The organism is Variovorax sp. GW821-FHT09D04, from assembly GCF_059416405.1.
In genome coordinates this window covers 306,765-324,285 of sequence record NZ_JBWKPA010000006.1, presented here as the reverse complement: position 1 = coordinate 324,285, position 17,521 = coordinate 306,765, and the positions used below count along the sequence as shown (strand labels likewise).

General features: G+C 68.0%; 24 protein-coding genes. 17 read left to right on the top strand and 7 right to left on the bottom strand.

From position 1 onward, the window contains the following. Positions 1-13 precede the first annotated feature (13 nt). Positions 14-865, bottom strand: a complete 852-nt coding sequence (locus tag AC07O4_RS20410) for a symmetrical bis(5'-nucleosyl)-tetraphosphatase (RefSeq protein WP_495305479.1) — start codon at positions 863-865, stop codon at positions 14-16. A gap of 23 nt (positions 866-888) precedes the next feature. Between AC07O4_RS20410 and AC07O4_RS20405 the strand changes: the two genes are divergently transcribed. The 6 genes from AC07O4_RS20405 (at position 889) to AC07O4_RS20380 (ending at position 6,667) form a co-directional block, all read left to right on the top strand. Then, positions 889-2,199, top strand: coding sequence for a hemolysin family protein (locus AC07O4_RS20405; protein ID WP_369631899.1), 1,311 nt, complete (start codon positions 889-891; stop codon positions 2,197-2,199). Between the two features lie 16 nt (positions 2,200-2,215). Further along, positions 2,216-3,157 carry a protein kinase family protein gene (locus tag AC07O4_RS20400; protein ID WP_495305478.1) on the top strand — a complete coding sequence of 314 codons (942 nt, stop codon included), beginning with the start codon at positions 2,216-2,218 and terminating at the stop codon, positions 3,155-3,157. A gap of 40 nt (positions 3,158-3,197) precedes the next feature. Next, positions 3,198-4,169 (top strand): VWA domain-containing protein, encoded by a 972-nt coding sequence (locus tag AC07O4_RS20395; protein WP_495305477.1) that lies wholly within the window; start codon positions 3,198-3,200, stop codon positions 4,167-4,169. 10 nt (positions 4,170-4,179) lie between these two features. Continuing rightward, complete coding sequence (locus AC07O4_RS20390; protein ID WP_495305476.1) at positions 4,180-5,508, top strand: adenylosuccinate synthetase; 1,329 nt, start codon at positions 4,180-4,182, stop codon at positions 5,506-5,508. Between the two features lie 18 nt (positions 5,509-5,526). Next, on the top strand, positions 5,527-5,952 hold the full coding sequence (locus AC07O4_RS20385; protein ID WP_495305475.1) for a hypothetical protein: 426 nt from the start codon (positions 5,527-5,529) through the stop codon (positions 5,950-5,952). A gap of 79 nt (positions 5,953-6,031) precedes the next feature. Beyond that, positions 6,032-6,667 carry an FABP family protein gene (locus AC07O4_RS20380; protein WP_095744237.1) on the top strand — a complete coding sequence of 212 codons (636 nt, stop codon included), beginning with the start codon at positions 6,032-6,034 and terminating at the stop codon, positions 6,665-6,667. Between the two features lie 6 nt (positions 6,668-6,673). Here AC07O4_RS20380 and AC07O4_RS20375 read toward each other — a convergent pair whose 3' ends face one another. Next, positions 6,674-7,027, bottom strand: a complete 354-nt coding sequence (locus AC07O4_RS20375) for a hypothetical protein (protein WP_495305474.1) — start codon at positions 7,025-7,027, stop codon at positions 6,674-6,676. A gap of 99 nt (positions 7,028-7,126) precedes the next feature. Here AC07O4_RS20375 and AC07O4_RS20370 point away from each other — a divergent pair, with 99 nt between their 5' ends. Both AC07O4_RS20370 and AC07O4_RS20365 read left to right on the top strand, forming a co-directional pair. Further along, positions 7,127-7,612, top strand: coding sequence for a DUF2165 family protein (locus tag AC07O4_RS20370; protein ID WP_495305473.1), 486 nt, complete (start codon positions 7,127-7,129; stop codon positions 7,610-7,612). Positions 7,613-7,688: 76 nt separating this feature from the next. Continuing rightward, positions 7,689-8,033, top strand: coding sequence for a hypothetical protein (locus tag AC07O4_RS20365; protein ID WP_139701940.1), 345 nt, complete (start codon positions 7,689-7,691; stop codon positions 8,031-8,033). A 14-nt stretch (positions 8,034-8,047) separates the two neighbouring features. Here AC07O4_RS20365 and AC07O4_RS20360 read toward each other — a convergent pair whose 3' ends face one another. Together AC07O4_RS20360 and AC07O4_RS20355 are read right to left on the bottom strand one after the other, a co-directional pair. Continuing rightward, complete coding sequence (locus tag AC07O4_RS20360) at positions 8,048-8,512, bottom strand: GNAT family N-acetyltransferase (protein ID WP_495305472.1); 465 nt, start codon at positions 8,510-8,512, stop codon at positions 8,048-8,050. 4 nt (positions 8,513-8,516) lie between these two features. Then, positions 8,517-9,527 carry a LysR family transcriptional regulator gene (locus AC07O4_RS20355; RefSeq protein ID WP_095744241.1) on the bottom strand — a complete coding sequence of 337 codons (1,011 nt, stop codon included), beginning with the start codon at positions 9,525-9,527 and terminating at the stop codon, positions 8,517-8,519. 354 nt (positions 9,528-9,881) lie between these two features. On the opposite strand from AC07O4_RS20355, the gene AC07O4_RS20350 reads away from it, so the two are divergent. Next, positions 9,882-10,154, top strand: coding sequence for a hypothetical protein (locus AC07O4_RS20350; RefSeq protein ID WP_495305471.1), 273 nt, complete (start codon positions 9,882-9,884; stop codon positions 10,152-10,154). Positions 10,155-10,158: 4 nt separating this feature from the next. Here the strand turns inward: AC07O4_RS20350 and AC07O4_RS20345 are convergent, their stop codons facing one another. Further along, positions 10,159-10,437 carry a helix-turn-helix domain-containing protein gene (locus AC07O4_RS20345; protein WP_495305470.1) on the bottom strand — a complete coding sequence of 93 codons (279 nt, stop codon included), beginning with the start codon at positions 10,435-10,437 and terminating at the stop codon, positions 10,159-10,161. A 115-nt stretch (positions 10,438-10,552) separates the two neighbouring features. Between AC07O4_RS20345 and AC07O4_RS20340 the strand changes: the two genes are divergently transcribed. The 8 genes from AC07O4_RS20340 (at position 10,553) to AC07O4_RS20305 (ending at position 15,878) form a co-directional block, all read left to right on the top strand. Next, a complete protein-coding gene (locus AC07O4_RS20340; protein ID WP_495305469.1) occupies positions 10,553-11,041 on the top strand; it encodes a hypothetical protein in 489 nt (162 codons plus the stop codon). 261 nt (positions 11,042-11,302) lie between these two features. Next, entirely contained in the window at positions 11,303-11,860 is a 558-nt protein-coding gene (locus tag AC07O4_RS20335) for a hypothetical protein (RefSeq protein WP_495305468.1), read from the top strand. Next, entirely contained in the window at positions 11,857-12,231 is a 375-nt protein-coding gene (locus AC07O4_RS20330; RefSeq protein WP_095744244.1) for a tetratricopeptide repeat protein, read from the top strand. The genes AC07O4_RS20335 and AC07O4_RS20330 overlap by 4 nt, the downstream gene beginning before the upstream one ends. A 31-nt stretch (positions 12,232-12,262) precedes the next feature. Beyond that, positions 12,263-12,841 (top strand): dihydrofolate reductase family protein, encoded by a 579-nt coding sequence (locus AC07O4_RS20325; protein WP_495305467.1) that lies wholly within the window; start codon positions 12,263-12,265, stop codon positions 12,839-12,841. A 41-nt stretch (positions 12,842-12,882) separates the two neighbouring features. Further along, the gene (locus AC07O4_RS20320) at positions 12,883-14,043 is read left to right on the top strand and encodes an ABC transporter substrate-binding protein (RefSeq protein ID WP_495305466.1); all 1,161 of its coding nucleotides are present in this window, start codon (positions 12,883-12,885) and stop codon (positions 14,041-14,043) included. A gap of 111 nt (positions 14,044-14,154) precedes the next feature. Further along, positions 14,155-15,048: a DMT family transporter gene (locus tag AC07O4_RS20315; protein WP_495305465.1), complete on the top strand. Its 894-nt coding sequence runs from the start codon at positions 14,155-14,157 to the stop codon at positions 15,046-15,048. A gap of 52 nt (positions 15,049-15,100) precedes the next feature. Then, on the top strand, positions 15,101-15,520 hold the full coding sequence (locus tag AC07O4_RS20310; RefSeq protein WP_495305464.1) for a hypothetical protein: 420 nt from the start codon (positions 15,101-15,103) through the stop codon (positions 15,518-15,520). An 88-nt stretch (positions 15,521-15,608) separates the two neighbouring features. Further along, on the top strand, positions 15,609-15,878 hold the full coding sequence (locus AC07O4_RS20305; RefSeq protein WP_495305463.1) for a hypothetical protein: 270 nt from the start codon (positions 15,609-15,611) through the stop codon (positions 15,876-15,878). A 20-nt stretch (positions 15,879-15,898) separates the two neighbouring features. Here the strand turns inward: AC07O4_RS20305 and AC07O4_RS20300 are convergent, their stop codons facing one another. Both AC07O4_RS20300 and AC07O4_RS20295 read right to left on the bottom strand, forming a co-directional pair. Then, a complete protein-coding gene (locus AC07O4_RS20300; RefSeq protein ID WP_495305462.1) occupies positions 15,899-16,387 on the bottom strand; it encodes a GFA family protein in 489 nt (162 codons plus the stop codon). 74 nt (positions 16,388-16,461) lie between these two features. Then, positions 16,462-17,412 carry a hypothetical protein gene (locus AC07O4_RS20295; protein ID WP_495305461.1) on the bottom strand — a complete coding sequence of 317 codons (951 nt, stop codon included), beginning with the start codon at positions 17,410-17,412 and terminating at the stop codon, positions 16,462-16,464. Between the last annotated feature and the right edge of the window lie 109 nt (positions 17,413-17,521).

Here is a 17,521-nt window from a genome sequence, read left to right as displayed (position 1 = left end):
GGCGGGGTGCCCGTCAGGCCCCCTTGCCGGGCTTCTGCGCCTGCTCGCAATTCACCTGGACCAGCTCGCGCTGGTCCAGCGTCGCGCCGAAGCGCACCGCACTGAGGCAGCCGCCCCACACGCAGCCGGTGTCGGTCGAGAGCAGGTCGGGCCGCGAGAGCCAGCCCAGCGTCGACCAGTGGCCGAAGGCGACCGTGGCCGCGGCCGTCTTGCGGCCCGGCACGTCGAACCACGGCAGGTAGCCCTCGGGGCCGGGAATGGCGCCGTCCTTGCTCTCGAACTCCATCACGCCCTCGGGCGTGCAATAGCGCAGGCGCGTGAGCGCGTTGACGATCACGCGCAGGCGCGCATGGCCCGTGAGCGCGTCGTCCCAGTGGTCGGGCGTGTTGCCGTACATCTCGTGCAGGAAGTCGCCCAGCGCGGGCCCGCGCAGCACCGACTCGACCTCCGACGCCAGCGCCAGCGTGTCGCCCACCGTCCACTGCGGCAGCACGCCGGCATGCACCATGAGCAGGTCGCCGCCGCCGATCTGCATGTGCAGCGCCATGTGCTGCTGGCGCAGCCAGTCGAGCATCGCCGCGCTGTCGGGCGCGGCCAGCAGGTCGGCCACCGTGTCCTTGCGGCCGCCCTTGCGCACGCCGTGCGCCACGCCCAGCAGGTGCAGGTCGTGATTGCCCAGCAGGCTGCGCGCCGAGGCGCCGTAGCCCTGCAGGCGGCGCAGCACCGCGGCCGAATCGGGGCCCCGGTTGACCAGGTCGCCGAGCACCACGAGCGTGTCGCGGCTGGGGGAGAAATCGATCTTGTCGAGCAGCCGGCCCAGGGGGACATCGCAGCCCTGGACGTCGCCGATACAGTAAAGTGACATTCCCTCATTCTCTCCCCCCGTTCATGGATGTCTTCCTGCTGGCCTTGCTGACCACCCTCAATGCGGTGTTCGCAATGTCCGAAATGGCCCTTTCCACCAGCCGCCGCGCACGCCTCGCGGCCTTGGCCGAAACGGGGGACACCGGGGCGGAGGCCGCGCTGAAGTTGATGGAATCGCCCACGCAATTCCTCTCGACCGTGCAGATCGGCATCACCTCCATCGGCATGCTCAGCGGCATCGTGGGCGAGGCCGCCTTCGCGGCGCCGCTCGCGGTGTGGATGGAAGGCCTGGGCATGGGCGCCGGCACCTCCAGCATCGTGTCGACCGCGGTGGTGGTGACCTGCATCACCTTCTTCACCATCATCTTCGGCGAGCTGGTGCCCAAGCGCATCGGCCAGCTGTACCCCGAGCCGGTGGCGCGCTTCGTGTCGCGCCCCATGCGCGGGCTGGCCAAGGGCGCCAAGCCCTTCGTGTGGCTGCTGGCCGGCGCCACCGCCACCACGCTGAAGCTGCTGCGCATCGATGCCAACGCCGCGCGCTCGGTGACGGAAGAAGAAATCTCGGCCAGCCTTGAAGAAGGCGTGGACGCCGGCGTGATCGAGCAGCACGAGCACCAGATGGTGCGCAATGTGTTCCACCTGGACGACCGCCGCCTGTCGTCGCTCATGATCCCGCGCGCCGACATCGAATGGCTCGACGCCTCCAACACCGTGGCGCAGGCGCTGCAGAAGGTGGCGGACGCCGCGGCGCTCAACCTCGTGCACTCGTGGTACCCCGTGTGCCGCAACTCGCTGGACGATGTGGTCGGCGTGATCAGCGTGGCGCACCTGCTGCGCCTGGGTTCCGCCCACAAGGGCGTGCTCGGCCAGGAGGCCACGCCCGCCGTGTTCGTGCCCGAGACGCTCACCGGCATGGAACTGCTCGAGCAGTTCCGCACGCGCGCCGGCCGGCTGGTGTTCGTGGTCGACGAGTACGGCGTGGTGCAGGGCCTCATGACCCCGCGCGACCTGCTCGAGGCCATCACCGGCGAGCTGCAGCCCGGCATGCAGGCCGACGCCTGGGCGCACCAGCGCGCCGACGGCATGTGGGAGCTCGACGGCCTCATGCCCGTGTCGGAACTGCGCGCGCGCCTGGGCATCCGCGAGCTGCCCGACGAAGAGCGTGGCCGCTACAACACCGTGGCCGGCCTGCTCATGTCCGTGTCGGGTCACCTGCCCGCTGTGGGCGAGCACATCGACTGCGCGGGCTGGTGCTTCGAGGTCGTGGCGCTCGAAGGGCGCCGCATCGACCGCGTGCTGGCATCGCCGGACCCGGCCGCGCCGCAAGAAGACTGAAGAGGAGGGCGCGGCCATGCTGTCGCTGCTTGCACTGAGTTGCCCCCAATGCTCGGCCCCGCTGCCGCGCGCGGCGCGCTGGCGCACCGTCAATTGCGGCTACTGCGGCGCCACCATCACGCGCGGCACCGAGACCGTCGAGCGCGAGAGCTTTCGCGCCGCCTGGCGCCGCGCCAACGCGGCGCAGCTGTCGGACACCGGTCGCCTCCTGCAATGGCGCGGCGCGCACTACCGCGTGCTCGCGCCGCTGGGCCAGGGCGAACACAGCGAGGTGCTGCTGGCCGAACGGCTGGGCGCCGTGCCCGAGCGCGTGACGATCAAGCTCGCGCGCGACGCGGCGGGCAACGCCGTGCTGGCGCGCGAGGCCGCCGTGCTGCAGGCGCTGCAAGCCCTGTCGGTGCCCGGCGCGGCCTACTTCACGCGGCGGCTGCCGCAGCCGCTGGGCCTGGGCGTGGCGCAAGGCCTGGGCGACGGCGAACGGCAGGCGCTGGTGCTGCGCCACCCGACCGGTTTCTGGGGCAGCCTGCAGGAGGTGCAGCAGGCCAACCCGCAAGGCATCGACGCCCGCCATGCCGTCTGGCTCTGGCGGCGCATGCTCGAGGTGCTGGCCTTCGTGCACGGCGCCGGCTGGACGCACCGCGCGCTCGCGCCCGCGCATGCGCTCGTGCATCCGCGCGACCACGGCGTGCTGCTCATCGGCTGGTCGCAGGCCAGGCAGGACGTGTCAGGCGGCGCCATCGGGCGCGACCTGATGGCGTCGGCGCGCAGCGTGCGCGCGCTGTTGTCCGATGGCGCCGCGCCCGCACCGATCGCCGCCTTGCTGCGCGAGTGCAGCGACGACGCCGTGGCCTGCGAGCGCCTGGGCGCGCAGGGCATCGAGCAGGCGCTGTCGGTCGCCTCGCGCGAGGCCTTCGGGCCGCCGCGCTTCGTTCACTTCGACCCCGCGCCGGCCGGCTAGCCGCCAGCCTTTCACTTTTTCCCCACGAAGGAGCACGTCCATGGGTTACGGAAACTATTCGCACGCCGCCCACGCGGCCATCGTGGCCGACCGCGCCGCCAAGTCCGGCAGCGAGGTTTTCACGCAGACCGCCACGCACGCGCTCATGAACCCGCAGGGGCTCAAGGTGCGCGAGTCGCGCGACAACGCCGACCATCCGAACGCGCTGGGCATCGTGTTCGCGCTCGATGTCACCGGCTCGATGGGCGACATCCCGCAGACCCTCGCGCGCCGCGAGCTGCCCACCTTCATGAAGCTGCTGACCGACTGCGGCGTGGCCGACCCCCAGCTGCTGTTCATGGCCATCGGCGACGCCACCTCCGACCAGGCACCGCTGCAGGTGGGGCAGTTCGAATCGACCGCCAACCTCATGGACCAGTGGCTCACCTGGAGCTATCTCGAAGGCGGCGGCGGGGGCAGCGGCGAAGAAAGCTACGAGCTCGCCTTCTACGTCATGGCGCAGCACACCGACATGGACTGCTGGGTCAAGCGCAAGAAGCGCGGCTACCTGTTCGTCACGGGCGACGAGCTGCCGTACCCGGCCGTGTCGCGCCACCAGGTCGAAGGCCTCATCGGCGAGAAGCTCGACGAGGACATTCCCATCGAGGAGGTCATCGCCGCCGCGGCCGAGACCACGCACTTGTTCTTCCTGATCCCCGACGCGCAACGCCGCCGCCGCTGCGAGCCGCGCTGGCGCGAGCTGCTGGGCGACCACGTGATCTGCATGGACTCGCCCGACGACGCCTGCGCGATGGCGGCCGGCATCGTCGCGCTCACCGAGAAGGCCGTGCCCAGCCTCGACGCGCTGGCCGGCGTGATGGCCGCCACCGGCATGGCCAAGGAGCGCGTGGGCGGCGTGCTGCACGCGCTCGATGGCTACGCCGCGCTGCTCGATCCGAACGCACCGCGCCGCGCCACGCCGGCCGCCGGTCACGGGGCGCGCAGCTCGTGGTGGAAGCGGCTCTTCGGCTGACTGTTTGCCATTGAGCTCCACGCGCTACGTCTCGCTGCTCGGCCTCGGTTTCGGCGACTGCGGCAAGGGGCGCTTCACCGACTTCCTGTGTGGCGCCTGGGGCGCGCACACCGTGGTGCGCTTCAACGGCGGCGCGCAGGCCGGCCACAACGTGGTGCTGGCCGACGGCCGCCATCACACCTTCTCGCAGTTCGGCGCGGGCAGCTTCCATGCCGGCGTGGCGACCGTGCTGGCGAGCCCGGTGGTGGTGCACCCGACGGCGTTGCGCGTCGAGGCCGAGGTGTTGCAGCGAGCGGGTGTGCCCGACGCTTTTGCTCGCCTGTTCGTCGATGCGCGCTGCCGCGTGACCACGCCTTTTCATCAGGCTGCTGGCCGCCTGCGCGAATGGGCGCGGGGCGCGGCCGCGCATGGCAGCTGCGGCGTCGGCGTGGGCGAGACCGTGCGGCAGGCGCTGGCCGCGCCCGAAACGACGCTGCACTACGGCGATCTGGTTCACCCCGCGCACACGCTCGACAAGCTCGAAGCCCTGCGCCTCGCGCTGCACCGCGAGTTTGCGGATGCGGTGCCTTCGTCGGCCGAGGCCGCGCAAGAGCTGTCCGTGCTCGCCGACGCCTCGCTCGCACCACGCTGGCTCGACGCCGTGCAGCCCTGCCTGCGCCAGTCGCCGCCCGCGAGCGCCGACGCCATCGGCGAACGGCTCGCGCGCGCCGGCACCGTGCTGTTCGAAGGCGCGCAGGGCGTGCTGCTCGACGAATGGCGCGGCTTTCATCCGTACACGACCTGGAGCACCGTCTCCACCGCCGCCGTCGAGGCAGTGCTGCGCGACGTGGGCATTGCATCGCCCGTTCAGCACCTGGGCGTGCTGCGCAGCCATCTCACGCGGCACGGCGCCGGCCCGCTGCCCACGCACGACCGCGCGCTCGATGCGCGGTTGGCCGAGCCGCACAACGCCGACGACGGCTGGCAGGGTGCGTTTCGCCGTGGCCACCCCGACGCGGTGCTGCTGCGCTACGCGCTCGCTGCCGTCGGGCCGCTCGACGGGCTGCTCGCCAGCCACCTCGATGCGCTCGCGCATGCGGACCTGCGCTGGTGCACCGGTTACCGCAGCGCCGACGGGCACACGCTGTCATCGCTGCCGCTCGGCGATGCGACCGACCTCGACCACCAGCACGCGCTCACCCGCCTGCTGGAGGGCGCCCAGCCCCTGTACGACCCGCAACCCGTCGCCAGCGCCCCCGAGTGGGTGCGGCGCGTGGAAGCCCTCAGCGGCCTGCCCGTGCGCTTCGGTGCGTTCGGCCCGGTGCGCGAGGCCGTCCGCGCGCGCGACCTGCTGCTCTGATCTCATGAGAAAGCCTGCGTGACCCCCAACCTCTTCCTGATCGCCGGCGCCGTGCTGAGCGCCATCGCCGCGCTCTTGCACATCGGCGTCATCTTCGGCGGCCCGTCCTGGTACCGCTTCTTCGGTGCGGGCGAGCGCATGGCTGCGAGCGCAGAGGCCGGCCACCTGTACCCCGTGGCCGTCACGCTGGTCATCGCCGGCATGCTGGGCGTGTGGGCCGCCTACGCGCTGGCGGGCGCCGGCGTGTTGCAGCCGCTGCCGCTGCAGGCGTTGGTGCTACCTGCCATCACCGCCGTGTACCTGCTGCGCGGCCTTGTCGCCGTCGCGATGTGGCTGTTCGACCGGCGCCGCCTCAGTGCTTTCTGGGTGTGGAGCTCGCTCGTGTGCTTCGTGTACGGCGTGGTGCACCTCGTCGGGCTCGTGCAGGTCTGGGACACGCTCTGACGACCTCACCGCCGCGGCACTCAAGCAGAATCAGAACCGAAAAGCGTCTCTCCGTTTTCCTTCCCCCACGACACACACCATGACCACTCCCGAAGACATCTACACCGAACCCCCCGCCGATCCCGACACGCTCGCCAACCTGGGCCCGCTGCGGCCGCTGGCGGGCATCTGGGAGGGCATGAAGGGCGTCGACGTCAAGCCGAAGAAAGAGGGCCCGAAGACACAGGTCTACGTCGAGCACTACGAGCTGCAGCCCATCGACGCGCAGACCAACGGCCCGCAGCTGCTGTACGGCCTGCGCTACCACACCTACATCCACAAGCCCGGCCTCACGAAGATGTACCACGACCAGGTCGGCTACTGGCTGTGGGAGCCGGCCACCAGCACCGTGTTTCTCACGCTGGCCATTCCGCGCGGGCAGGTGGCCATGGCCAGCGGCCATGTGAAGCCCGGCGACACCGAGTTCACGCTCAGCGCCGAGCACGGCAGCCTGGTGAACGGCATCGTGTCGAACCCGTTCCTGGAGCGTGCCTTCACCACGCTGGCATGGAACATCACGGTGAAGATCAACGCCGACGGCACCTGGTCGTACGACCAGGACACCGTGATGCAGATCCTGGGCCAGGCCGAGCCCTTCCACCACACCGACCGCAACACGCTCACGCGCGTCGGCGAGCCGGGGCTCAATCCGCTGGCGAAGACGGCGGCGGCCTGAGGCCGTTCAGTCGGCGTGCGGCTTCGGCGTGCGCAGGCGCCGCAGCCGCACGGTGAGCTCCTTCACCAGCTGAAGCTCCCCGCGCCGCTGCGCCACCTCCAGCGCCTGCGCGAACGAGGCTTCGGCCTTCGCGGCGTCGCCGAGCGCCAGCGCGAGCAGGCCCTGCAGCCGCCATGCGGCGGTGAACTCGGGGTCGAAGGCCAGCGCCTTCTCGACATGCATCAGCGCCGTGGGCGCGTCGTCGCGCCGGTGGTGCGCCAGCGCCAGGCTCATGCGCAGCAGGGCGCCGTCGCGGCCGGCGGCCAGCAGGCGCTCGAGCGCCTCGGGGGAGGGGCCGGGTGGGGTGGTGGCGGTGTTCATGGGATTCGTTCGACCTTCCTTGAGGGACTTTGAGCGCCGGCCGGCGGGCATGTCAATATCAAAGAATAATCTTTGATATTTAAAAGCGCAGGCGCCCCGATGAATCTCCCTACCTCCGTCTGGCTGTTCCAGTCTCTCCACGCGCTGGGTATGGCGCTGTGGCTGTCGATTGCCGTGCGCAACAACTGGCGCGGCTTCGCGGGCTCGGTGTTTGCGGTCGGGGGCACGATGTCGATGGCGCCGTTGCGCGTCGATCCGGCCATCGACACGCCCTTGCTGACGCGCGCCATCCGCTCGGCGGCGCTGCATCGCGCGGCGCTGTGCGTGGTGCTGGCACTGCAGTTGGCGGCGGCGCTGGCGTTCTGGGCCGGCAGCGCGATGCTGGTGGTCGGCGGCGACCTGGCGGCCGCACGGCCGTGGCTCAACCTGGGGCTGGCCGGCTTTGCTGCCTTCCTCTTCGCGATGCACCTGGGCGGCCTGTGGTTCGGCTACTGGATACGGCAGGAGGGCCTGCAGCTCACGCACCTCGTGCTGCTCCTGTGGGTGTTGGCGGCGTTCTTCCTGTTCAACCTGTCATGGCATTGATGCCGCCTTCGTCCTACGCGCGCGGTGAGGCCACGCCCACAGCCCGCGCGACGCGCTGCATCCACCATCGGTGCCCATGAACAGAGTGATTCTTGCGTTCCTGGGTGGGGTTGCCTGCGCCGCCGCTGTGGTGGCCATCGCAGAGCCCGTGAGAGTGCCCGTCGACAGCGATGACAAGGGCACGGCCTACATCGCGCCCAATGTGAACTCCACCGAAACCTCGGCCCGCACGAACGGCGCCACGGTCGGCGTGCAGCGCCCCGACGGCAGCGCCCTCGAAGCCGGCACCGACACGTCTGGCAAGCGGCCCACCTACTCGGTGGGCGCCAAGACCGGCGGCGACGTCTCCTTCTCGGGCGGCGCGCATTCGGACGGCAAGGCCAACACCGGCGTGAAGGCCGGCATCACCATCAAGTACTGATCTTCAGCACGGGGTCAGACCATCGTCGCGTAGACGATGAAGCCCTCGTGCTTCGCGACCTTGTCGTAGAGCGTGCGCCCGGCCGCGTTGGTCGTGTGCGTCTGCCAGTACACGCGCTGCCCGCCCGCGCCGCGCACCGCGTCGTACACGCCCTGGATCAGTTGCCGGCCTACGCCCCGGCCGCGTTCGGACGACTGCGTGAACAGGTCCTGCAGGTAGCAGGTCGGCTCGATGCGCGTCGTGCTGCGGTGGAACAGGTAGTGCACCAGCCCCACCAGTTGTCCCTCGCACTCGGCCACCAGCGCATGCACCGGTTCGTACGGATCGAAGAAGCGCTGCCACGTGACCTGCGTGATCGCCTCGGGCAGGGCCGTGGGGCCCTCGCGGCCGTAGAAGGCGTTGTAGCCGTCCCAGAGCGGCTTCCATGCGGCGAAATCGTCGGGCGTGGGCGGGCGGATCAGGAGCGCGGGCGTGGTCATGGGGTCAGGAGGCCTTTCCGTTGGGAGCGAGCGTGTCGCGCGCCGCGATGGCGGCGGCAGCAGCGGCGGTGGTCGCGGCGTTGGCGGGACAAGACGGCAGCGCCACCGGCACCGCTGCGGGCATGGGTTCGGGCACCGGCCCCATCGACTTCTCGAGAAAGTCGAGCATCGCGCGCATCGCCGCGCTGTTGTGGCGGCGTTGCGAGTACGCGGCATACAGCCAGTGCTCGTGCGGCATGTGGTCGCGCAGCACCGGCACCAGCGCGCCGCGCTCCAGGTGCGACTGCGCCAGCGGCTCGGGCACGTAGGCCACGCCCACGCCGCGCAGCGCCAGCTCGATCAGCGCGACCGCGTCGTTGGCTTCCATGCGGCTGTGCACTGCCACGTCGTGCGGCTGGCCGTCGGTTTCAAACGGCAGGTGCGTGGTGGGCATCGGCGAATAGCTCAGCACGTCGTGCCGGGCCATATCCTCGGGCACCTGCGGAATGCCGCGCTGCGCCCAGTAGGCGGGCGACGCGCACACCACCATGTCGAAGCGCACCAGCCGGCGCACGATCAGGTTCATGTCGTCGATGCGTCCGCCCGTCAGGTGGATGTCGATGCCTTCCTCGATCAGGTCGATGTCGTGGTTGGTGAAATTCAGGCTCACGTACACGTCGGGGTAGAGCTTGATGAACTCCGCGATCACGTCCGAAAGCCAGCCCGCGATGAGCCCGTGCGGTGCGCTCATGCGCAGGCGCCCGCGCGGGTGCGAGCCGTGCGCCTGCAGGTCGTTGAGCGTGTTCTCTGCCATCGTCACCAGCTCGGTGCTGCGCTCCAGCAGCACCTCGCCCGCGTCGGTGAGGCTCAGGGAGCGGGTCGAGCGGTTGAGCAGGCGCACGCCGCTGCGCGCTTCGAGCTCGGCCACATAGCGGCTGACCGTGGCCTTGGACATGCCCAGCGACAGGGCCGCGCGGGAGAAGCTGCGCCGGAACGCGACTTCGCGGAACGTTTTGATGAGATCGAGACCATCCATAGATCGGCGCATTGTTCCAGCATCGGGGGAGGGGGCACGGGTCGTAGGGGCATCCCGGTTTTGCGCTGCGAAGGGGGTGGGGGTGCGTGGCTATACTGCGGCCGTCACGTCAAAAACAGGCGTGGCCGGGATTGGCGTCCCGTGTAACTGCTGCGACGAAAGCCGCAGATTTCTCCGCAGAGACTCTGTGGCTTTGTCGTTCGTGCCTCCATTTTTTTGGCGGCTCGAGCAGGGAGCCGCGAGGCTCGCCGGTTTGCGCAAGCAGTTCCCGGTACGCCAACCTGTTCGAGCTGCCGCCCTCAATTGGCGTTGGGTGCGACGGTTGTTGCAAACCGAACTGCCTGGAGGCCACGCATGGCTCGCGCCCCTTCCGTCACAGCCGAATCGCTCGCCCTTCAGGCCTGCGACGACCTCGACAGCTTTCACACGGTGCGCCGCGCGTATGCGTGCATCGAGAAACTCATCGTGCCGCAACATGTGAACGACACCGACGATGTGTACCCGACGCGCACCGAACTCGGCGCGCTCGTGCGGCTGGTCAACGAAGAACTGCAGCGGCGCATCGAAACCGCCGAGGCCACGCTGCAGTCGCTGCGTGCTGCCGTGGGCGATGCCCAGCGGGGCTGACGGTTCAGGCGGGGCGCTCGCCGTTCTCCGTCGGCGGTTGCTGCTGCAGCGTCGTCGAGATGCCGTAGAGCGCCAGCATGCCGAGCACGTGCCCGATGGCAACGCCCGGCTCCCCCGATTCGATCCGCGCGATCGTCTGGACGTGAACGCCCAGGCGCGCGGCAGCGACGGCCTGGCCCTCGCCAGCCGTTGTGCGCGCCAGCTTGGCAGCAGCACCGAACGCCTTGATCGCTTCGATCGCGTCGTCTCCGATGTCGGAAGAAATTCGTTTTCCTTGGGCCATGGGGTGATTGTCACTGCTTGCCGGGCAGGCACGGTCGATCACGAATGAACGCAGAGGAAGTCGCTTTGATGGGCGTTCCTACAATGCACGACCATCATTGCTCACCGGCGCCTCGATGAAGCTTCTCAGTGCTTGCGAATACGCCATGGGTGTTTCCATGGGCGATCTGGTTGTCTTTCCTGACCCGGAAGGTCGCAACTTCATTCCGAACCCTGACCTTCAAGCAGCGCTGGTTGCTCTCGGTGTGAAGGTCGACATCATTGCTCTCTACGAACAGTTCTTCAAAGAGCCTCGCCTCGGCCGCGGCGATGTCCATGCTTTCCAGAGCAGCACAACTGAGCTCAATGTGTTCGTCATCGACATGTATCAGGACAGAGTCAACCAGGTTGACTTCGTTGCGATCGCCTTTCGGTGCGATGGCTGGATAGCTCCGACCGTCGGAAAACACCTGAGAGCTTTCTTTGACGCCGCCTCCGTCCAGGCTGGATATGAAGAGGCGAACTGCTTGCCTCGGTTCAGGGAGTTGTTCGACCCCACGCAGTACCCACGAGTGATTCAGGAAACTGGTTACATGCAACAGTTCCACTTTCGACGCTGTGGTTGAGGCAGTTCATGGCTGGACGCAGATACTGAATTCCTTGCACGAGCATCAAGGCCACCCATGCACTCACGAGCGATCTCTTTCGGTTTCGCATGCACGCTACTGACCTTCGGCGCCTCGTCCGTCGCGTGCTCGCCCCCCAGCGACCCGACCCTTCGAGCCGAATTCTTCGAGAGTCTCAAGGGCCACTACAGATTCTGGGCAGTCGTTCTTGGAGAAGAGTCCGTCACGACAAAGGCTGAGCCCTTGCGACCTGCGGCGACGATGACCGGTCTGCGCGTTCGGATCTTGGAAAGCGCGTACGCAGCGCTTCCCGTGTCGAAAGAGCTCACCTTCGTCGAAGCGGCAATTGGATCGGCTTGTGAGCCGGACTACCGCTCTCTTTCGATCCTCAAATACCCCGTCGGAACAGAGGTGCAGCTGGGCTCTGAGGACCTCGTTGGCATCCGTGTGTTGGGCTTCTCGCGTGCAGCAGCTCAGCAGTGCCCTGAGGCTGCTCCGGCCATGAACACAAAGACTCGCATCGACGGTGAGATTGAATGGGTCGCGATGCCAAAAGCCATACCAACTGGTTACAGCGGCTGTCGGTATTCGTGGTCTCGCTTCACCGGCAGCCGGGCTCCCATGACATCCGACTCCACCAGTTATTTCCTGAATGGACGTCTGCAATGGCTTCGAACGCCGGAGATGTTGTGTACCTACGAAGCCGGCGCCCTTGTCGCAGGGAAGTCATTCAGCGCGCATATCTGTCCAACGTCGGAAGCCATTGCGTCAGAACGTTGGCGGCTTAATGGAGCCGCAGCAAGCCTGAACAGCCCATGATCCTGGACGTCATCTCCCTCAGTCGATCGCTTGTCGACGACGCATGGAACAACCCCGAAAAATGGGAAGCGAACTTTGCCTCTGCGCAAGCGTTGCTCTCGAAGGCGCTCGTTGAGTCCCCCGGCAATGTCCTTGCCCTGACGTGCTTGGGCGCCGTGCTTTCCGATCAAGGCAAGCACAAAGAGGCTGCATCCGTCCTGAAGCGTGCAGTCGAACTCGGCTCCACCGATCGGAACACGTTCTTCAACCTCGGCGTGGCAACGATGAACTTCGGCTCACGCGCGAAAGCCATGTCTGCATTCCGTGGGGCCGAAGGGCTCCAGGCTTCGCCGCTGTCGTGGCCGGCATACTTTGATGCGCAGGCCCATTGAGCCCCCTCCCACCCCAAGCAAGGAGACCCGCATGAGAACGCTGAAAATCATGGAGCACATCTCGTTGGATGGCGTGATCCAGACCTCGGGCGAAGATGGTTTTCCCTACGCGGACTGGACCGCGCCTTACCGCAGCCCGGCCGGCCGGGATGAAGTGCTCGCCGCGCATGGCGGGCGCTTCGACCTGCTGCTCGGACGTCGCACCTACGACATGTGGTCGGACTACTGGCCCAAGGCACCGAGCAGCGCGATGGCGGACGGCTTGAATGCGGCGACCAAGCATGTCGTGACCCATCGGCCCGAAAGCCTTTCGTGGGGCCCGTTCGAAAGCGTGGGGCCGGACGTCGTCGAGGGCGTTCGCCGCATCAAGTCGCAGGCGGGCCCGAACCTGATTCTCTGGGGCAGCTCTACGCTGACATCGACACTGCTGGCGCACGGCCTTGCCGATGAAGTGCTGCTGCTCGTCTATCCGGTGCTGCTGGGCACAGGAAAGCGCTTCTTCGCACAGGGCACTCCACCCCGCGCCTTCGAGCTCGTCACCGCGAAGGCAATGCCGTCGGGCATCCTCCTCAGTGCCTACAAGGTCGTCGGCCCTTTGAAGGCCGGGTAGTCGAACCGCGAAACATCGCGAGCGAAATCACAAGGAACATCTTGATCCACCGCATCCGCACGGCCCTCGTGGCCTGCACCTTGGGCGCCGCGGCACTGGCCGTTTCCGCGCAGGTCAACATCGGCTTCATCGGCACGCTCTCCGGCCCCGGGGCCGCGCTCGGGCAGGAACAGTACGACGGCTTCATGCTGGCGGTCGAGCAGCGCCAAGGCATGCTCGGCGGTGTTCCCGTGGCGGTCCTCAAGGAAGACGACCAGCACAACCCCGAGCGCGGGGCGCAGCTGGTGCAGAACCTGATCGAGAAGGACAAGGTCAGCTTCGTCACCGGTGTGACCTTCTCCGACGTGATGATGGCCATGGCCAAGCCGATGGCCCGAGCGGGCATGCTGTTCGTCGGCTCGAATGCCGGCCCCGCGCCGATCGCCGGCAAGCAGTGCAACACCCGGTTCGTCTTCGCCTCGTACCAGGACGAGTACCAGGCCGGGATCGTGGGACGCTACGCGGTCGACAAGGGCTACTGGAAGACGCTGTTCATCGCGCCCGACAACGCAGCGGGCAAAGACCAGCTGCGCGGCTTCAAGCGCTACTACTCGGGCGAGGTGGTGAGCGAAATCAACGTCAAGCCCGACCAGACCGACTACGCGGCGGCGCTGGCGCAGATCCAGCGCGTGGCGCCCGATGCGGTGGTGGCCTTCCTGCCGGGCGACATGGGCGTGAACTTCATCCAGCAGATGAACCGCTCGGGCCTGCTGAGCAAGGTGCCCTTGCTGACCGTGGGCACGGTCGACGGCACGACACTGCCGCTGCTCAATGATGCCGCGCTCCATGTGCTGGCCGGCGCGGTCTGGGGCCCCGACCTGCCGAGCCCGACGAGCAAGGCTTTCGTTGCCGCCTTCGAAAAGAGGCACGGGCGCATCCCCTCGCAGTACGCGGCGCAAGGTTTCGATGCGGCGCTCCTGATCGACAGCGCGCTGAAGGAGACGAAGGGCTCCGTCGCCGATCGTGGTGCCTTGCGCAACGCACTCAACGAGGCCGACTTCTCGTCGGTGCGCAGCGGCTTCAAGTTTCTGCGCAACGGGTTCCCGGTGCAGGACGGGCACATCTTCGTGGTCGCGAAGGACGCGCAGGGCCGTGTGTCGCTCAAACGGGTCGCCACGCCGCTGGAGGCGAACCCGGATGGGTACTGGAACGAGTGCCGGTAGGCAGGGGCCGGCGGCATCAGGCCAAGCCCCCGACGTTCACAGCGCCTATGCTCGGCGTTCAAGAACAAACCCCGTCCGTCCCGGCCACCGCCGCGAGACCACAGCCTGACCATGCACCCGACCGGAACCCTGCGCGGCATCGCCGCGATGCTGTTGGCCTGCGCCTTCTTCGCCTGCATGGACGCGCTGCTCAAGACCCTGGCCGGGCACTACCCGCCGGTGCAGGTGATGGCGCTGCGCGGTCTCACGGCGCTGCCCCTGGTGTGCCTGTACATCGCCTGGCGGCGCGAGGCAGCCGGTGTTTTCAACCGTCGGCTGCGCTGGCGCCTGCACCTGCTGCGCACCGCGCTGAACATGACGATGCTGGTGCTCTTCGTGCACGGCCTGAAGACCCTGGGCCTGGCCGAGGCCTACACGCTCACGTTCATCGCGCCGCTGCTGATGGTGCTCATCGCCGTGCCGATGCTGGGCGAGTCGGTCCAGCCGCGGCACTGGATCGCCATCGGGCTGGGCTTCGTCGGCGTGGTGGTCGCGCTGCGGCCCGAGCAGGGGGCCTTCCTTTCGACGGGCGCGCTGGCGATCCTGGTGGCCGCCGTTTGCTATGCGCTGTCGAACATGCTGGGCCGGCTCATCAGCCGCACCGAGCCGAGCGCCGCGCTGGTCTTCTGGACCACGGCGGGCATGGCTGTCGGCGGCAGCCTGCTCGCGGCGCCGCAATGGGTGCCGCTGCAGGCCGGGCACGCGTGGGCGCTGGCGGGTCTGGCCCTCAGCGGCTTCCTGGGTCAGCTGGCCATCGCCGAGGCCTTCCGCCACGGCCAGGCCGCGGCCATCGCGCCCTTCGAATACAGCGCGCTCGCGTGGGCGCTCGTGATGGACTGGGTGTTCTGGCAGGCCGCACCCGATGCATGGACGCTGGGCGGCGGGGCGTTGATCGTCGCGAGCGGACTGTGGCTGGCGCGCAGCGAGGCGCCGAGGTCCGTACAGAAAAAGCGCAAGGCCGCCTGAGCTGCTGAACGGCTACAGTCGGCCGGAAGCAGCCACGCGCACAAGACCTCCAATGCCTCGAACCACTTCCGAGATCGCTCATGACATCGCCAACTTCGCACCGCCGGAGGATGGCAGCTGGCGCCACCTGGACTCGCTTCTGGATGAACTCTGGCGGGCGGGCAGTCCGGAGCAAGCCATGCCCGAAATGCTGAGCGTTTTCGAGCGCTACCCGGAGGAAGACGGCTACGGGGTCATGTGGACCATCGTTCACGGATTGGAGAGCTTGCCCAACTACCAGCCTGAGCTTCTTCGCTCCCTCGCGCGACAGCCCAGCGAACTCGGCATCACGATGGTCGGGCGCATCTTGAACGCCGGCACGACGGAGATCGGCGGCATTTCATTGCTGCAGACGCTGCACGATCTGGCGAACACGGCGGCCTCTTCGTACATCAGGGAAGAAGCGCTCCGTGTGGCGTCGCGGCCGCGCTGAACGACCGCCGCGAGGATTTCTTCCGAAGCGCTCATTCGCATCGTGCGCCGCGATGCTCCCAGGTTGCCCGGCTTAGCGATCCAAGCCCATGACCACAGACCCTCTTCCAATCACCCGGCCCGCCATCCTCTTCGTCGCATGCGCCGCCGCGGCGGGGTTCTTCTGGTGGGCGTTCCATGAGCGGTACTACAGCCACAGGGACTGCATCGAAGCATCCGCATCCAGCTGCATCGCGCCCGATGGCGCCAATCTGATCGGCGGTGGCGCCGTCTGGTCCGTGGTCGCCGGCCTCTTCACGGGCCTCTCGATCTACTGCCTGGGGGTTGTGCTTCGCCGTCGCCGAGCGAATCGACGCTGATGGCCGGCTGAAGCGAGAGTTCAGGCCCCGCCGTCTTGCCGAGCCATGACAGGCGCCTCATGCCGCGAGGCCGGCTCCGGCTGGCCATCGAGCGTGGCCCGTGCCCCGGCAAAGCAATCCACGTCGGCCGGCAAGGCCACGCCGCTTTGGGCGGAGCGGGTCCAGATGTGGCTCGTGAGTTCGACCGCGTTGGGGTCGTCGTAGCACCCGCGCGAGATGGCGCGCACATCGGGCCAACGCCCGAAGGTCAGGCCCATCGTCGTGCCGCACGAGGGGCAGAAATGAACGAAGACCTGCTTGTGGCTGCCGTCCGATCGGTGCGCGTACTGCCGCAGTTCGCCTTCGTTGAACTGCACGGCGTCCATCGGAAAAAGCGACTCGGCATAGAAAGACGTGCCGGTCATGCGCTGGCAGAACGTGCAATGGCACGCGAACGTGCGCAGCGGCGGCTGGGTCGTGCTGAATCGGACCTTGCCGCAGAGGCAACCCCCTTCAAGTACAGCTGGCATACGGCACCCGGAAAAAAGAGGGGATTCTGCCCCCTCGACCGATGGCGTTCGATGCAGCTGCGCGAACCGCGCGCTCAGGCCAGCCCCAGCTCCTTGGCCTCGGCTTCGTAGTTTGGATACGAAGCCTTCATCGTCGCGCCATTGAGGATCATCTCGGCCACGAGCGTGCGCGAGGGCATCTCGTAGACCTGGGTGCGTATCCACACGGACTCGGTGCGCGCGCTCTCGCTCAGCGCGATGATCTCGCGCTCCAGTTCGTAGTCCTGGTCGACGAAGAGCGGGCCCTTGATGAGGCGAATCTCCTGTCCGGCGAACAGGCCCACGGCCGGCTTGCGGCCACTCAGCTGCGCCTCGGCGCTGGTGGCGCCGAGCAGCACGCTGATCATCTCGGTCGGGATGATGGCCCGGCCCCACGGCGAGCGCTTGCCGCCTTCGGCCGTGTACCAGTCGCAGGGCTCGGTGATGACCTTGAGCTTGTCGGCGAGTGTGAAGGGGTAGTGGTCGCCCATGTGCTGGTCGAAGCCCATGCGGATCTTCTCGACGACGGCGCCGCGCTGGCCCACGCGCAGGTCGCGGTTGATGACCAGGCCCTGGGGCGGGCGCAGCTTGGCGATGCGCTGGGGCAGCTCGTGCGGGTGCTGAGCGGCATCGCCCACCGACGCGGTGCCGGTCAGCACCGGCGTGCCATCGGCCTTCTCGGCGCGCAGGCGCACGAAGGTGGCGCCGGGCGCGGGAAGGTCGACAAAGGCGCGCACCGACTCGCCTTCCACCACCATGTTCTGGTAGTGGGCGCTGATGCAGCCGGTTTCGAACCAGGCCTGGCCGAACACATGGAACAGCAGGGGGTCGAACTGGCTGAAGTGCGTCGGCCCTTCGATCGGCCCGGCGCGCAAGCCCAGCGTTTCGGCCGTCGCGTCGTCGTGGATCGACTTGTGGTCGTCGTAGGTCTGGTCGGCCAGCATCTGGCGCGGCTGGCGCAGCGGGCCGCACAGGCCCAGGGCGGTGGTGGTGAAAGGCGAGGTCATGGGGGAAGGGCTCCGTGTAGCCGGCGGCGGGCGCCAGTCGAGTTCGCGATGATGGCAAAGTCTCCGCGCCGCGCCTGTCGCCTAGGGAACGCCTGATGCGGCCGGCCAC

Coding starts and splice junctions, on each gene's coding strand:
- AC07O4_RS20410 (WP_495305479.1), bottom strand. CDS start 865: ATGTCACTTTACTGTATCGGCGACGTCCAGGGCTGCGATGTCCCCCTG.
- AC07O4_RS20405 (WP_369631899.1), top strand. CDS start 889: ATGGATGTCTTCCTGCTGGCCTTGCTGACCACCCTCAATGCGGTGTTC.
- AC07O4_RS20400 (WP_495305478.1), top strand. CDS start 2,216: ATGCTGTCGCTGCTTGCACTGAGTTGCCCCCAATGCTCGGCCCCGCTG.
- AC07O4_RS20395 (WP_495305477.1), top strand. CDS start 3,198: ATGGGTTACGGAAACTATTCGCACGCCGCCCACGCGGCCATCGTGGCC.
- AC07O4_RS20380 (WP_095744237.1), top strand. CDS start 6,032: ATGACCACTCCCGAAGACATCTACACCGAACCCCCCGCCGATCCCGAC.
- AC07O4_RS20375 (WP_495305474.1), bottom strand. CDS start 7,027: ATGAACACCGCCACCACCCCACCCGGCCCCTCCCCCGAGGCGCTCGAG.
- AC07O4_RS20370 (WP_495305473.1), top strand. CDS start 7,127: ATGAATCTCCCTACCTCCGTCTGGCTGTTCCAGTCTCTCCACGCGCTG.
- AC07O4_RS20365 (WP_139701940.1), top strand. CDS start 7,689: ATGAACAGAGTGATTCTTGCGTTCCTGGGTGGGGTTGCCTGCGCCGCC.
- AC07O4_RS20360 (WP_495305472.1), bottom strand. CDS start 8,512: ATGACCACGCCCGCGCTCCTGATCCGCCCGCCCACGCCCGACGATTTC.
- AC07O4_RS20355 (WP_095744241.1), bottom strand. CDS start 9,527: ATGGATGGTCTCGATCTCATCAAAACGTTCCGCGAAGTCGCGTTCCGG.
- AC07O4_RS20350 (WP_495305471.1), top strand. CDS start 9,882: ATGGCTCGCGCCCCTTCCGTCACAGCCGAATCGCTCGCCCTTCAGGCC.
- AC07O4_RS20345 (WP_495305470.1), bottom strand. CDS start 10,437: ATGGCCCAAGGAAAACGAATTTCTTCCGACATCGGAGACGACGCGATC.
- AC07O4_RS20340 (WP_495305469.1), top strand. CDS start 10,553: ATGAAGCTTCTCAGTGCTTGCGAATACGCCATGGGTGTTTCCATGGGC.
- AC07O4_RS20335 (WP_495305468.1), top strand. CDS start 11,303: ATGACCGGTCTGCGCGTTCGGATCTTGGAAAGCGCGTACGCAGCGCTT.
- AC07O4_RS20330 (WP_095744244.1), top strand. CDS start 11,857: ATGATCCTGGACGTCATCTCCCTCAGTCGATCGCTTGTCGACGACGCA.
- AC07O4_RS20325 (WP_495305467.1), top strand. CDS start 12,263: ATGAGAACGCTGAAAATCATGGAGCACATCTCGTTGGATGGCGTGATC.
- AC07O4_RS20315 (WP_495305465.1), top strand. CDS start 14,155: ATGCACCCGACCGGAACCCTGCGCGGCATCGCCGCGATGCTGTTGGCC.
- AC07O4_RS20310 (WP_495305464.1), top strand. CDS start 15,101: ATGCCTCGAACCACTTCCGAGATCGCTCATGACATCGCCAACTTCGCA.
- AC07O4_RS20305 (WP_495305463.1), top strand. CDS start 15,609: ATGACCACAGACCCTCTTCCAATCACCCGGCCCGCCATCCTCTTCGTC.
- AC07O4_RS20300 (WP_495305462.1), bottom strand. CDS start 16,387: ATGCCAGCTGTACTTGAAGGGGGTTGCCTCTGCGGCAAGGTCCGATTC.
- AC07O4_RS20295 (WP_495305461.1), bottom strand. CDS start 17,412: ATGACCTCGCCTTTCACCACCACCGCCCTGGGCCTGTGCGGCCCGCTG.